Consider the following 13931-nt stretch of genomic DNA (forward strand, 5'->3'; position numbering starts at 1 on the left):
TAAGGAGTCAAGACGTTAGTTTTGCTCCTTCTGCCAGCTTTTCCCAGAGCGAATCATTGGGGATGGGGGCCTCGATGCAGATAGTCTCTTTGCTCACGGGGTGAACGAACTCTATGCGGTGGCTCTGCAGCGAGATGCTGCCGTCGGGGTTCGACCGCCTGGCACCATATTTCAGGTCACCCTTGATAGGACGGCCGATGGCGGACAACTGGCATCGTATCTGGTGATGGCGGCCTGTCAGCAGCTCCACCTCCACCAGGTCGTAGTTGTCGCCCTGGGTCAGCACCCTGTAGCGCAACTGCGCCTTCTTCGAGCGGGGTACCTCGTGGTCGTAGGCATAACTCTTGTTCTGCTGCTCGTTTCTGACCAGCCAATTTTCTAATAAATACCCGGAATTTTGGAGATCTGCTGGCGTCGCGGTAGCAAATTTTTCACTTTTCACTATTCCCTTTTCCCTTTCAACAATCGCCCAGTACGTCTTCTTGATATTGTCCTTTTCGGCGAACATCTTATTGAGGCGGGTGAGGGCTTTTGAGGTACGGGCAAAGACCACCAGACCACTTACAGGACGGTCCAGTCTATGTACCACTCCGAGGAACACGGCCCCGGGTTTCTGGTATTTCTCCTTGATGTAGTCTTTCACAATTTCAGAAAGGGGGCGGTCGCCAGTTTTGTCACCCTGCACAATCTCTCCGCTTTCCTTGTTGACTATGATAATATGGTTGTCTTCGTAGACTACTTGCATGCTTTTGTCTTTTCTTGCCTGCAAAGGTACGATTAAGTGAGTAAAAAACCAAATTTATTTGAGTTTTTTCGAACGTGAGTACCTTCGAGCACCAGTCCAAAGGTACGATTAAAACCCCAAATTAAAAACTATGGGAACAATTGAAACAAAAAAACGGCTCCTGAGGCGGAATGCTTCAGGAGCCGTTGTGTGTGTATCTGCAAACGGATGCTTACATGTTCATACCACCGTCAACCTGAATAACCTGACCGCTGACATAGCTTGACAGATCTGAAGCCAGGAAGGTAGCTACGTTGGCGATATCCTCAACCTGTCCACCACGACGGAGGGGAATCTTCTGCTTCCACTCGTTGCGTACATCCTCAGGCAGGGCAGCGGTCATGGCTGTCTCGATGAAGCCAGGAGCGATAGCGTTGGCACGGATACCCTTGGGACCCATCTCCTGGGCGATACTCTTAGCCAGGGCGATGAGGCCTGCCTTTGAAGCGGCATAGTTGGCCTGACCGGCATTACCGTGAACACCTACTACAGAGGCCATGTTGATGATAGAACCACCACGCTGACGCATCATCACGGGCACACAAGCGTGGATGAAGTTGAATGCTGACTTCAGGTTTACTGCGATGACAGCGTCCCACTGCTGCTCAGTCATGCGGAGCATCAGTCCGTCCTTGGTGATACCAGCATTGTTTACCAGAATATCAATTGAGCCGAACTCTTCCTTAACGGCCTTGACAACCTCTTCGGTCTGAGCGAAGTCGGCAGCATTAGAGGCGTAGCTCTTGGCCTTGACACCCAGAGCGGCAATCTCTTTCTCTGTCTCCTCGTTGACCTGCAGGTCGGTGAATGCGATGTTACAGCCTTCAGCGGCGTACTTCAGTGCGATAGCCTTTCCGATACCGCGTGCTGCGCCAGTGATCAGCGCAGTCTTACCTTCTAATAATCCCATTTTCTAAACTTTTATATAAAATGTATTCTAATCTTTTATCTTCACTTTCTTGCCCAGAGCACCATAGACGAACTTGGCTACCTGGGGCTTGGTGGCTTCCTCGGTCATGCCGCGGGCTATGCGTCCGTAGATATAAGGCACTTCCAGTCCCTTGATACAATAGTGGGTGATGTCGGCCACAAGATCTACGTTGTCGATATCAAACTCGCCACTTTCCTTGCCCTCGGCAAATACCTTGCGGAACAGCTCTACCTCGGCATCGTCGAAATGGCGGCGCACCTTCTCTACCATCCAGATGTTGCGGAAGAACTCGGCACGCAGGTTACCATTGCGCACCACGGTTTCACGAATCATGCTGAGGTGGGTGTAGATGAGTTCGATGACCTTCTCCTGCGGACTGATTTTGCGAGCGGCTACCTCGTCGAGCTTGTCACTAAGACGCTCCAGCTCGGTCTCGATAACGGCGTAGTAGATGTCCTCTTTTGACTTAAAATAGGTATAAAGTGTGCGACGTCCCTTGCCAGAGGCTTGCGCGATATCATTCATCGTGGTATTCTCCAATCCGTTCTTGGCGAACAGTTGGCGAGCCACATCTACGAGTAGTTGTCTGGTTTTGGATATTGACATTGCTTGTTGCGAAATTTAGCTTTTGCACACTTTATAAACATGTGCAAAATTAGTGGTTTTGTTTTAAACTGCCAAGTTTTTTAGCATAAATTATGGGGAAAAGAAAAAAAGATGCATGAAAATTTGCATATCTCGGAAAATAGTAGTACCTTTGCACCCGCAAAACAGGAAACAATGGTTTTGATTCCATGTTTTTGATTATTGGTTGAATATCGCGGAGTGGAGCAGTTGGTAGCTCGCCAGGCTCATAACCTGGAGGTCGCATGTTCGAGTCTTGCCTCCGCAACTACAAAGAACGCATTTGCGTTCTTTTTTTTGTTGATAATGATGAAGCCCAGCAACCGCTGGGCTTCTTTTCTTCTGTTATCTGCGTCCACCGCCACCGAAGCCGCCGCGTCCGCCTCGGCCTCCGCCAAAGCCTTCGCTACGATTGCCTCGACCGCCTTCGCCGCCGCCCCATCCGCTGCTGCCGCGGCCGCCGAAGAAGTTCATGCGATAGCTGATGTGGAGGATGGCATACGAGTTGATGGCATTAACCTCTTGGTCGCGCCAACCGTTGGCATTGACGGTGCGACTGAAATTGGTCTGTTCGCGCAGGATATCATACCATTGCAGCATCACGGTGAGAGCCTTGCCACGTAGGAAACTATAGCTCAGTTGGGCGTTCCATATCAGTTCGTCTGTATTCAGAGTGGCATCGGCATAGCCGCGCTTGCTATATACGTGGAAGTCGGTAGATAGTACGGGCCATGAAGAAGCGTTGGCCGACTGGCGTCCGTTCAGCTGATTTAAATCGATGCGTGTGTTGCCGCCGTAAGAGAAATTCCATGTGTCCAGATTACGTGAAGCCTGGAGTCGGTTCTCTGTGCGAGCGTATGTTGTCTGACCGTTGAGTGAGAAGTTAAGCCAGCGGTTGCGATAGCTCAGCGATACGTCGGGCGACACGTTGATGCTATGCGTCACGTTGCGATCAGGCGTTGCCGTGCGGTTCAGGTTGACATAGCTTACCTGGTGACGGTAGCTACCACGAATGCTACCACTCACGTCCCAGCGGTTCAGTGTGTCAAGTCCCATGTTGAACGTCACACCGCCACTGGCATTCCAGTTGCCGTCAAAGTTGTCCGGACGACTGATGCGGCGACCGGTATTCTCTTCGTAGGTCACGATATTGCCGATGGAATTGGTGGTGCGCTGGAACGAGCCGTTGCTGCTGAAACTCCAGTGGCGCTGGTTCTTGGGCACTTGGAAACCAAGACTGTCTTCCACGAGGGTGGGCTTGCGCTGCTTCTGGAAGTTGAAACTGAGGTTGGTGGTAAACGAGGGTTTTAATCCTGGATTACCCATTGTCACCGATAGTGGGTTGGTGTCATCGTAGATGTCGAGCAACTGCGTGATGCTAGGCTGCTGAGTCTGTCCGCGGAACTGCACCTGCAGATTGGTATACTGGTCAAAACGGTAACGCATGTTCAGGGTGGGCGAGAGGTTCACCACGGTGCGCACCGTGTCAACGGGCTTGCCCAGATACTGCTGGATGTAGTGTGAGCGCTGAGGCTGGATATTCACACCCACGTTAAGATTATATTTCTCGCGGTTCAGTCTGATTTGCACATCACCATTATGTGCATATTCCGTACGCTCAGAATAGCGACTCAGACTGGTTGACAGACGGTCTTCATAGTCCTCGGGCAGGAAACCGAAATCTCGATAGTCCAGCAGTGCGTTCTGAAACTGTTCTTCGCTGATGCCTAGCAGGTCGTAGGTGCTGGGGTCATTCTTCTGGAAGCTGTAGTTGAAGTTGTAGTTCAACTGCAGGAAGATGCCTTCTTGTCCCACCATCCTTCTGCCACGATTGCCAAACGGACCGCGTCCGTTTTGTTGCTGGAGGGTATCCTCAGGATTTTCCTTCTTCTTGAAGATATAGAGCGGTTCGGTATAGGTGGTACCGAGCGAGATGCTGTAGTTCTTGTTGTCTGAGGTTGTGTAGCGGTTGGTCTGATAGGTAGAGTCATTACCCAGGCTGTTCTTTTGTAGCCACAGATGCACGCCCGACAGGTTGGCATTGCGGTTGTCGCCGTCGCCATAGCTCAGGTTGGTGCTGATGGCGATGTTGCGTCCCTTGTTGTTCAATCGTCTATAGAGTTGTAGTTGTGACCTCAGGTTTTTGTTGGTACCATAGCTCAGCGACTTGTTGCTGCGACTGTTCACCACCAGACTGTCCTGACTCAGCTCCTGCAGTCCCATGGTGCTCAGCGGGTCGGTCACATACTCAAAGGGGTCCACATTAAACGAGGCCGAGTTGGAGGCGTTTTGGTTGTCATTACTTGAGAAACTGATGTTCGGGCGGAAAGACAGTGTGGTCAGAGAGTCTATGCTCCATTGTAAATTCATGTTGCCAGTCCACGAGTTGTTGCGCGAGTAGCTCTGACTGACACTATTTGAGAAGGCTCCACCGCGGGTATTGACGAAGCTCTCAGAGCCTGTACGACTCCAGTTGTTGGTATTACCGTGGCTCCACGTCACACGTCCGCTCATCTTCACCTGACTGCCGTTCTCCTTGCGCTGGTTCTCATAACTGATATCCAGGGCGGCCGTCTTCGTATGGCGCTGTCCGTTGTTGTTGCCACGGCCTCGTCCGCCACGACCGGAGAAGTTGCGGTCGTTCACATTGTTGGCATTGCCCATGAAGGTGTAGCGCATATCACCGAAGGGCTTCATGGCCGTGAGACGCACACCATAGCGCTTATCGGTACCATATCCCAAGTCCGGATTGGCCTGTATGCCGTTGCGCGCGCTACGCTTTGTGGTGAATTCCAACACGAAGTCGTCGTTGCCGTCATCAACGCCTGTCATCCTGCTCAGGTCACTCTTCTCGTCGTAGGCTTTTACCTTATCGATGACGTATGAGGGCAGGTTTTTCATCACGGCATCATTATTACCTGTCATGAAGTCGCGCCCGTCGAGCTTGAATTTCTTTACCTCTTTGCCATTGACGCTGATTTTTCCGTCTTCGTCAATTTTAGCGCCGGGCAGTACCTCTACCAAGGCCTCGATGACAGATCCTTCGGGCACACGGAAGGCGTCGGCGTTATAAACCACCGTGTCGTCCTTAATTACCATCTTGGGAATATTGGCGGTTACCACTGCCTCGTTGATGAGCACGCTATTGGGCTCCATTGCGATGCTACCCAGTGTAAGGGCACGTGTGCTCGTTTTTGTCAGTGCTTTCTTCTGCTCTTGATAGCCCAGGAAAGTGATTTTAAGCATATAGGTGCCTGCGCTGACATTCGTAAAAGAAAAGGCACCACGGTCATTGGAGAGGGTGCCTCCAACAAAGGTGGTGTCTTTTTTATTTCCAATACGGTAGAGCTGGAGGGTGGCCTTCGCAAGGGCCTCTTTGGTCTCCTTGTCAATAACACGTCCTGATACGTTGTCTGTTTGAGCGTTGGCATGAAGCACGCACAAGCAGATGAGTGATAGTAGGGTAAAAAAACGTAAGTTCATCTATTTTAGTCGTTGGGTTTATGTTTTTATAGACGCCTAACGTTCCCAATGGTTTAATTGCCGTTTGATTTCTTTTGCCCATATTTCGTATCCCGCCTCCGTGATGTGTAGCCCGTCGTAGCTCAGCTCGTCTCTCAGCATGTTGCTGGTGGGGTAGGTCATCTGGTGAAAGAGGTCCACAAACGTGATGTCGTTTGATTCGCAATAGGCGCGGATATACATATTCGTCAGGGGGATGTCATCGGTGCGGCCTGCCAGTGTGCGCCAACGCCCCGATTTCTCATTGATGGGCAGCAGACTCTCCACAATGAGTTTCGTGTTGGGGGTCTGCTGTCTGATAGCCTCTATCAAGCCGATGACCTGTTGGGCTACGTCAATACACGGTGCATCGTTTACCATGTTGTTGATGCCAGCCATCAGGAAGATGACTTTGGGTTTGTGGGGTGTAATCTGACAGAGACGTTCCGTCATGCCGATGGTGTTGTCGCCAATGATGCCGCGATTCACCACGTTGTCCATACCTAGACGCTCGCCCCAGTTTTTACCGTTCTCTGTCAGACTGTTGCCGAGCATCACAATACTGTTCTCGTTGATGCCGCCCTCGCGTTCAAACTGTGCCACACGTTTATTGTAGTGGGCCGTAGAACGATAGCTGACGTGCTGTGCCTGTGCCGTTGCGGTTAGCATACAAAGGCAGAGGGCAGTAAAGAATATGATGTTTTTCCTAATCATGCGACAAAGATAAGCAGAAAATTATAAAACAGGAAGGATTTTTAGGATAAATCGCAAAAAAAATCCAACAGCACGACCTCAATCACTGCTGTTGGATTCTTTTTTCTTCTTTGTGTTTTCTCTAAGTAACATCTCTAAGTAACATTAGTAATGATTACTTCATACGTCTCAGTACCTTTTTATAATATCTTTCGGTAGCGCGTAGACTGTAGTTGGGTCCACCGTTCCACAAACGAATCGCTTTCTCAATGTCGTTAGATGGATTGTACTTTGACTGAATCAGAAGGAACATCTCCTTTGACTTGGCCACATCAAATCTGTCTGCCAGGGTGTAGCGCTTCTCGCTACCACGTGTCTTCAGAATGTAGTTGCATTCACGTACGGCAACAGGGGTAATCTGCATGGCACCCACTGACTGTCCGCCCACGGCTTTGGGATTTCCTTCACTTTCTACCAGAATGATGGCCTCTATCACAGATGACCAGTCAAACGGCCCTGATTTTACCGCTTTGTTTTTCGCCCCAGCGCCGAGGGGCAACAAAGTTAGAATCGATAAGCTCAGGCATAGTTGCTTCGCTATTCTCATCATGGTTAGTATGTGTTTGGAGGGCTTTGCCAAGGCCCTTGATGAAACATTCGTCCTTGTCTCGTCACGAGACGTTGATGGGGACGTTTACCATTTTCTTTGTTTGCAAATGTAGGAAATTATTCGTAATATTCCTAATAGCGAAGCCTGATTTTGTATTTATTTAAGTTAAATTCGTGACTTTCGTCAATTGTATTCTAATTTTCGTCGTTAGAAAATGGGTGTTTCTTAGTCTATGTCCACAACGGTGATGCCGGCACCGCCAAACTGTACGTGTTCGTCGCGGAAATGACTCACATTGGGGATAGTGCGGAGGTACTGGCGGATGAGCTGGCGCAGTACGCCGGTGCCCGTGCCGTGGAGGATACGCACGCGCGACATACCTATTAATATAGCATCGTCGATGAAGTGCATCACGGCATCTATGGCCTCGTCGCCACGCATGCCGCGCACATCGATATCCTGATGGAAATTCTGCTTGCGGTCTTCCATGGTGGCACGCGTCATCTTCGAGGTCAGGATAGCCAGACCGGCATGTTTGTTGGCTGCGGAGGTGTCCTCGCTCTTCACCTTACCCTTGTCGCATCTCTCCAGCTGTTCGGCCTTCATCTTCGTGCGCACATCGCCAAAGATAACGGTGATCTGCTTGCCTTGGATGTTTTCCACTGTACCAATGGTGTTGAGACCTTTGATACGCACGGTGTCACCCTTCTGGAGGGGACGGTTGAGGTCGTTGGCGCTGTTGCGTTCGGCACCGAAGGTCTGTTGGCGCTTGTCGCTCTCCTCCTTCTTCTGTGCTTTCTCGGCCTTGCGCTGCGCCTTGCGTGCCTTGCGCTCTTCCATCTGGCGAAGTTTCCTGGCAAACTCTTCCTCGCTCATCAGTCCGCGGGTGTCGTCGCTCTGCACCTGCTGACGGAATTCCTGCAGTTCTTCGCGAATCTCGCGGGTACGCTCTTTCTCAGCCTGCGCCTCACGAATCTCGCGGATGGCATTCTCAATCTTACGGTTGGCCTCGGCCAGCAGTTCCTCAGCTTGCTGTTGGACGCGCTTCAGGATCTGCTTGCGTTCGCGCTCAATCTCCTCGAGGTTGGTCTCATAGCGCTGGATATGTCCTTCGAGGTTCTTCTCGTGCTGGTGGATGGTCTGGCGCTTGCCTTCCCAGTAACGTTTGTCGCGTACGATGTCCTGCAGGTATTTGTCGCTCTGGATATAGTCCTGGCCTACAATGTCGGAGGCGTCCTTGATGACTTCCTCAGGCAGGCCGGTCTTGCGGGCTATCTCGATGGCAAACGAGGAACCGGGCTGACCGATACTGAGCTGGAACAGGGCCTGCATCTGGTGACGGTCGTAGAGCATCGCACCGTTGACAACACCCTCGTGGTCGTCGGCGAAATGCTTCAGGTTCTGATAGTGGGTGGTAATCACGCCGAAGGCTTTCTTCTGCCAGAACTGCTTCAGGACGGCCTCGGCAATGGCGCCGCCAATCATGGGTTCTGTACCGCCACCAAACTCGTCTATTAATAATATGGTGTGGGCATCGCAGTTCTTGATCATCTGCTTCATGTTCATCAGATGACTGGAATAGGTGGACAGGTCGTCCTCGATGCTCTGTTCGTCACCGATATCAATCATGATATTCTTGAAGATGCCGCAGGTGGAACGGTCGCCAATGGGAATGGGCAGTCCGCATTGTAACATATATTGCAGCAGTCCAACGGTCTTCAGGCACACGGATTTACCACCGGCATTGGGACCTGAGATAATGAGCAGGCGCTTGTCCTGTTCGAGGAGGATATCAAGGGGCACCACTTTCTTTCCTTGTTTCTCCAGTGACAACTGGAGCAGGGGGTGAATGGCACGGATCCAGTCGAGATGCGGCTTGTTCTCTACCTTGGGCTCAAAGGCTTTCGTCAGTTGGGCAAAGGCGGCCTTCGCCTGAATCAGGTCGATGATAGCCAGGAAACGGTAGGAATCAAGAATCTCCTTGACGTGGGGACGTACCTCGTCGGTGAAGACGGTGAGGATACGGATTACCTCGCGACGCTCCTCGGCTTCGAGTTCGCGTACGCGGTTGTTGGCTTCCACGACCTCGGCAGGTTCTATGAAGACGGTCTTTCCTGTAGCACTCTCATCGTGAACAATACCATTGATCTTACGTTTCAGTCCAGGGGCTACGGGAATCATCAGACGACCGTCGCGCATGGTGGGCGCAGCGTCCTTGTCTACCAGTCCGTCGCGCTGGGCGGCATGCAGTATCGTATAGAGGGTGCGTGAGATGCTGCCCTCGGTCTTTTGCAGTTCGTGGCGTATGCTGGCCAGCGTCATTGAGGCGCCGTCCTTGATTTTACCATATTTATCCAGGATGGAGTCTATGCGACGGATCATGGCAGGGAACGTCATGATGTCGGTAGTCAGGCGCTGCAGGGCAGGGTAAGTGTAGGTCACCTTCTCTTCGTCCTCGGATGCGTTTCCTTTATTCAGATAGATGACAATATTGCTGATGGTCTCCAGTGAGCGGCGCAGGTCGAAGACTTCGTTTTCCTCCAGATGGGTGCCTGTCAGACGGATGCGTGCGATTGACTCGCGCATGTCGAAGAAATACTGCATGGGGAAATCGTCAGTCGTCTCTTTCAGGCGACGGAACTCATTGGCTTGCTGCAACCACTCGTTTACTTCGTCGGCATCAGAAGAAAATGCCAACTCGTCCACCATATTGCGACCCAACGAACTCTGACACCGTTCCTTCAATAGTGTACGGATATCGTCGAATCCTATCTTATTTTCAAAGTTATTAGGGTAAATCATGCTGCAAAATTAATCATTTTACATCTATTTTGCAAAAAAGTGCTCGAAAAATTTGCAAGTTTGAAAAAATACCCGTACCTTTGCACCCGCTTTGATGCAGTTCGAACACTGGAGAGATGGTAGAGTGGTCGATTACAGCGGTCTTGAAAACCGCCGTGCTGAGAGGCACCGGGGGTTCGAATCCCTCTCTCTCCGCCAAAACATTTTGAAGTCCCTTGTGAATCTAGTATTTACAAGGGATTTTTGCTTTTTGGTGGTATGGCTTTAATCAAATCTTACAAGGGACTTTCTCCAAAGTGGGGAAAAGACTGCTATTTCAGTGAGAACGCTACGATTGTAGGCGATGTGACAATGGGTGATCAGTGCTCAGTGTGGTTTAACGCCGTGGTGAGGGGTGATGTGGCTCCTATCACGATTGGTGACCGTACGAATGTGCAGGACGGCAGTTGTGTACATGTGACGCATGACACGGGTCCTACGCATATCGGCAGTGATGTCACTATCGGACATAATGTCACCGTTCATGCCTGTACCATCCACGATGGTGCGCTGATAGGCATGGGTTCCACGTTGCTGGATGGCTGTGAGATTGGTGAGGGGGCTATTGTGGCTGCTGGTGCCCTGGTGCTTCAGAATACAAAAATACCGCCTCACGAGATATGGGGCGGTGTTCCTGCGAAATATCTGAAGCCTACACGTCCTGGACAGACTGATAATGCAGCCCACTACGTGGAGTATGCTAAAGAGTATCTTAAATCTTAATTCATATCTTTATTTATTCTTCTCGTAATACTCAATAGCGAGTTTTACGTTCTTCTTGACGGCGTTACTTGAGAAGGTGGCACCTGTGCGTCCGTCGACCTCGGTCTTCTTGGCTTCAGATACCTTCATTCCATCCCATTTGTTCTGCAGGTGCTTCTTGCAGGCATTCCAGTATTTGGGCGTTTCCTGATTGGGCAGGAATTCTATCTTCTCAATCTTGTTCTTGCGGATATACACTTTCAAAGGGGTAGGACCTACGTAGCCATCCACCTGTTTTCCGAGTTCGGTGGTGTTGATGACATAGGCGCCATTCTCCTTGGTCATGATGCCATCGTCTTTCTTGGCGCTGCTCAGCAGTACCACGGCAGCTGCGGCTGCACAAATCAAAGCAATCTTTTTCATCTTATAAAGTTTAGTCTTATAGTTTAACATCAGAAAGAATGCGCTTGGTGGCGCCAGACAACTGTTTGACGTAGTTGCCAGCCTGCTGACCTGCGTTCTTCAGGTAGTCGGCATCACTCTCAAAACGGTTCATCAGGCGTTCAAAATCCTCGTAGTTGGTAATCTCGAAACCACCTTCGCAGGTTTTCAGGCCCTGGGCCTCGTGGAATTTCTTGTTGTTGGGTCCGAAGATAACGGGCACATCCCATACGGCTGCTTCCAGCGTGTTGTGGATACCTACGCCGAAACCACCGCCAACATAGGTCACGCCGGCATAGTTGTAGATGCTCGACAGAAGTCCGAAGCAGTTGATAATCAGAGCCTCTGCGTTTTCCAAATCCTTTGAGTTCTCAGAAACATCGGTATATCTCACAACCTTCCTGCCTTCCAGCAGTTTTTCTATCTGCTGCAGATGATCCTCGCCGATAACGTGTGGGGCGATGACCAGTTTCCAGTCGCGATGCTCATTGAAGTACTTGATGAATATGTCTTCATCGGGTTGCCAGCTGCTACCGGCAATGAATACTTTCTGTCCCTTGGTGAACTGTTCAATGACAGGCAGTTGCTTAGCCTGCTCCTTGATCTGGAGCACACGGTCGAAACGGGTGTCGCCAGTGATGGTCACGTTGTTGAGACCTATCTTATTGAGGAGCTCCTTGCTCTTCTCGTTCTGTACGTAGAAATGGGTGAAGCATTTCAGTACCTTGCCGTACTGACGACCGTACCAGCGGAAGAATACCTGTCCGTCGCGGAAAATGCTGGATACGCTATATACGGGTACGTTACGATGCTTCAGGATATGCAGGTAGTTATACCAGAATTCGTACTTGATGAAGAAAGCCATCTCAGGACGTACGGTGCGCAGGAAGCGGCGTGCGTTGGTGATGGTGTCGAGTGGCAGGTAGCAGATAATGTCGGCTCCCTCGTAATTCTTGCGCACCTCGTAGCCTGAAGGCGAGAAGAAGGTGAGCAGAATTTTGATGTCAGGATGCTCGCGCTTCATCTGTTCCATCAGTGGACGACCTTGCTCGAACTCACCGAGTGACGCTGCGTGGAACCATACGTAGCGGGCGTTTGGATCTACCTGCTCACGGAGAATGCGGAAGGCGTCGCGCTCACCGCGCCACATCTTCCGTACTTTCTCGTTGAAGCGACTGTAGACAGCCACTCCGAGCAGATAGAGATATATTGCTAGATTATACATTAGCCCAGTACCTCAATTGCTTTACGTGTTCTGCGAATCGTTTCTTCCTTACCGAGGAAGGCAGCCAACTCATACATGTCGGGACCCTGTCCGGCGCCAACGAGGGCGATACGCCATGCGTTCCAGGGCTTGATGCCCGCTTGTTCAGCCCAAGGGTCGATAACGGCTTTCAGACCTTCCACGTTCCAGTCGGTGATGGTCTCCAGCACATCCGTCATCTGGCGCATTTGGCCGGCCGTGTTCTCGTTCCAGTTCTTGCGGATGAACTTGTCGCCTTCGCGGTCAAACTCGGTGGGAGCCACGAAGAAGAATTTCGTCAGGGGCCACAGGTCGCTGGCGAACGAGATGTTACGCTTGCGCTTGGTGCCGTCGTTGTTGACAACCTCAACCACCTTTGTCTTCATCATTCTCACAACCTCGGCTTCCTGCTCGGCAGTGGCCTCAATGCCATTCTCCTTCAGGATCTTGTCGAAAGCGGGACACCAGTCAGCATCTGCCTGACGAAGGAGGTACTGGTGGTTGAACCATTCAGCCTTGATATGGTCGAACTTGGCACCGCTCTTTGAACATTTTGAAAGGTCGAAAAGGTTGACCATCTCTTCGAGTGTCATCAGTTCCTGGTCGTTGCCGGGACTCCAGCCCAGCAGGGCAAGGAAGTTGATAACGGCCTGGGGCAGATAGCCCTTCTCACGGTAGCCACTGCTGATATCGCCAGTCTTGGGGTCGTGCCATTCCAGTGGGAATACAGGGAAACCCAGTTTGTCGCCATCGCGCTTTGAGAGCTTGCCGTTGCCAATGGGCTTCAGCAGCAGAGGCAGGTGGGCGAAGCGGGGCATGGTATCTTCCCAGCCGAAAGCTCTGTAGAGCAACACGTGGAGTGGGGCAGAGGGCAACCACTCCTCACCGCGGATCACGTGGGTGATCTCCATCAGATGGTCGTCCACGATGTTGGCCAGGTGGTAGGTGGGCAGCTGGTCAGCACTCTTATAGAGCACCTTGTCGTCGAGGATATCGCTCTTTACGCGCACTTCACCACGAATCAGGTCGTCGACCAGCACCTCTTCGCCGGCGTCAATCTTGAAGCGCACGACGTACTGCTTACCCTCAGCAATCAGTTGGTCTACCTCTTCCTTGCTCAGTGTCAGTGAGTTGCGCATCTGACCGCGTGTCTTGTTGTCATATTGGAAGTTCTCTATCTCCTTGCGCTTGGCATCCAGTTCCTCTGGTGTGTCGAAAGCAATATAGGCCTTGCCGTTGTCGAGCAACTGCTGCACGTATTTCTTGTAGATATCGCGACGCTCGCTCTGACGATAGGGACCGTAGTTGCCACCAAATGATACACCCTCGTCGAACTTGATACCCAGCCAGTTGAAGGCCTCGATGATATAGTCTTCGGCACCTGGCACGAAGCGTGTAGAGTCGGTGTCCTCAATACGGAACACCAGGTCGCCGCCGTGCTGCTTGGCGAAGAGATAGTTGTACAAAGCGGTACGCACACCGCCAATATGTAGGGGTCCTGTAGGACTCGGTGCGAAGCGCACCCTTACTTTTCTTTCAGTCATTATACCTTATTATTATA

At 51.2% G+C, this 13931-nt stretch carries 11 protein-coding genes and 2 tRNA genes; 3 read left to right on the forward strand and 10 right to left on the reverse strand.

The annotated features are described in order from the left end of the window. Window positions 1–7: 7 nt before the first annotated feature. The 3 genes from L6466_RS02015 to L6466_RS02025 all read right to left on the reverse strand — a co-directional run bounded on the left by L6466_RS02015 (window position 8) and on the right by L6466_RS02025 (window position 2321). Complete coding sequence (locus L6466_RS02015) at window positions 8–745, reverse strand: RluA family pseudouridine synthase (RefSeq protein ID WP_091814076.1); 738 nt, start codon at window positions 743–745, stop codon at window positions 8–10. 211 nt (window positions 746–956) lie between these two features. Continuing rightward, window positions 957–1694 (reverse strand): 3-oxoacyl-[acyl-carrier-protein] reductase, encoded by a 738-nt coding sequence (gene fabG / locus L6466_RS02020; RefSeq protein WP_091852666.1) that lies wholly within the window; start codon window positions 1692–1694, stop codon window positions 957–959. 27 nt (window positions 1695–1721) lie between these two features. Next, entirely contained in the window at window positions 1722–2321 is a 600-nt protein-coding gene (locus tag L6466_RS02025; protein ID WP_091814082.1) for a TetR/AcrR family transcriptional regulator, read from the reverse strand. A gap of 213 nt (window positions 2322–2534) precedes the next feature. Here L6466_RS02025 and L6466_RS02030 point away from each other — a divergent pair. Further along, window positions 2535–2607 (forward strand) — tRNA-Met (locus L6466_RS02030). A 77-nt stretch (window positions 2608–2684) separates the two neighbouring features. On the opposite strand, the gene L6466_RS02035 is transcribed toward L6466_RS02030, so the two are convergent. From L6466_RS02035 to L6466_RS02050, 4 genes are all read right to left on the reverse strand, one after another. Continuing rightward, window positions 2685–5822 (reverse strand): outer membrane beta-barrel protein, encoded by a 3138-nt coding sequence (locus tag L6466_RS02035; RefSeq protein WP_237802234.1) that lies wholly within the window; start codon window positions 5820–5822, stop codon window positions 2685–2687. Window positions 5823–5858: 36 nt separating this feature from the next. Next, window positions 5859–6509, reverse strand: coding sequence for a GDSL-type esterase/lipase family protein (locus tag L6466_RS02040; RefSeq protein WP_176756937.1), 651 nt, complete (start codon window positions 6507–6509; stop codon window positions 5859–5861). A 199-nt stretch (window positions 6510–6708) separates the two neighbouring features. Continuing rightward, window positions 6709–7143, reverse strand: coding sequence for a transglycosylase SLT domain-containing protein (locus L6466_RS02045; RefSeq protein ID WP_091852675.1), 435 nt, complete (start codon window positions 7141–7143; stop codon window positions 6709–6711). A gap of 225 nt (window positions 7144–7368) precedes the next feature. Further along, window positions 7369–9945 carry an endonuclease MutS2 gene (locus L6466_RS02050; protein ID WP_237802233.1) on the reverse strand — a complete coding sequence of 859 codons (2577 nt, stop codon included), beginning with the start codon at window positions 9943–9945 and terminating at the stop codon, window positions 7369–7371. Between the two features lie 110 nt (window positions 9946–10055). On the opposite strand from L6466_RS02050, the gene L6466_RS02055 reads away from it, so the two are divergent. Together L6466_RS02055 and L6466_RS02060 are read left to right on the forward strand one after the other, a co-directional pair. Beyond that, a tRNA-Ser gene (locus L6466_RS02055) sits at window positions 10056–10143 on the forward strand. Between the two features lie 60 nt (window positions 10144–10203). Next, the gene (locus tag L6466_RS02060) at window positions 10204–10707 is read left to right on the forward strand and encodes a gamma carbonic anhydrase family protein (protein WP_091814101.1); all 504 of its coding nucleotides are present in this window, start codon (window positions 10204–10206) and stop codon (window positions 10705–10707) included. A 9-nt stretch (window positions 10708–10716) separates the two neighbouring features. On the opposite strand, the gene L6466_RS02065 is transcribed toward L6466_RS02060, so the two are convergent. From L6466_RS02065 to gltX, 3 genes are read right to left on the reverse strand one after another with little or no spacing between them, the layout of a single operon-like run. Then, a complete protein-coding gene (locus L6466_RS02065) occupies window positions 10717–11109 on the reverse strand; it encodes an FMN-binding protein (protein WP_091852702.1) in 393 nt (130 codons plus the stop codon). Between the two features lie 16 nt (window positions 11110–11125). After that, window positions 11126–12352: a 3-deoxy-D-manno-octulosonic acid transferase gene (locus L6466_RS02070; RefSeq protein ID WP_237802232.1), complete on the reverse strand. Its 1227-nt coding sequence runs from the start codon at window positions 12350–12352 to the stop codon at window positions 11126–11128. Then, on the reverse strand, window positions 12352–13914 hold the full coding sequence (gene gltX, locus L6466_RS02075) for a glutamate--tRNA ligase (RefSeq protein ID WP_237793500.1): 1563 nt from the start codon (window positions 13912–13914) through the stop codon (window positions 12352–12354). The genes L6466_RS02070 and gltX overlap by 1 nt, the downstream gene beginning before the upstream one ends. Window positions 13915–13931 lie beyond the last annotated feature (17 nt).

The sequence above is a fragment of the Prevotella communis genome (genome assembly GCF_022024175.1).
GTDB classification, from domain to species: domain Bacteria; phylum Bacteroidota; class Bacteroidia; order Bacteroidales; family Bacteroidaceae; genus Prevotella; species Prevotella communis.

Coding starts and splice junctions, on each gene's coding strand:
- L6466_RS02015 (WP_091814076.1), bottom strand. CDS start 745: ATGCAAGTAGTCTACGAAGACAACCATATTATCATAGTCAACAAGGAA.
- fabG (WP_091852666.1), bottom strand. CDS start 1,694: ATGGGATTATTAGAAGGTAAGACTGCGCTGATCACTGGCGCAGCACGC.
- L6466_RS02025 (WP_091814082.1), bottom strand. CDS start 2,321: ATGTCAATATCCAAAACCAGACAACTACTCGTAGATGTGGCTCGCCAA.
- L6466_RS02035 (WP_237802234.1), bottom strand. CDS start 5,822: ATGAACTTACGTTTTTTTACCCTACTATCACTCATCTGCTTGTGCGTG.
- L6466_RS02040 (WP_176756937.1), bottom strand. CDS start 6,509: ATGCTAACCGCAACGGCACAGGCACAGCACGTCAGCTATCGTTCTACG.
- L6466_RS02045 (WP_091852675.1), bottom strand. CDS start 7,143: ATGATGAGAATAGCGAAGCAACTATGCCTGAGCTTATCGATTCTAACT.
- L6466_RS02050 (WP_237802233.1), bottom strand. CDS start 9,945: ATGATTTACCCTAATAACTTTGAAAATAAGATAGGATTCGACGATATC.
- L6466_RS02060 (WP_091814101.1), top strand. CDS start 10,204: ATGGCTTTAATCAAATCTTACAAGGGACTTTCTCCAAAGTGGGGAAAA.
- L6466_RS02065 (WP_091852702.1), bottom strand. CDS start 11,109: ATGAAAAAGATTGCTTTGATTTGTGCAGCCGCAGCTGCCGTGGTACTG.
- L6466_RS02070 (WP_237802232.1), bottom strand. CDS start 12,352: ATGTATAATCTAGCAATATATCTCTATCTGCTCGGAGTGGCTGTCTAC.
- gltX (WP_237793500.1), bottom strand. CDS start 13,914: ATGACTGAAAGAAAAGTAAGGGTGCGCTTCGCACCGAGTCCTACAGGA.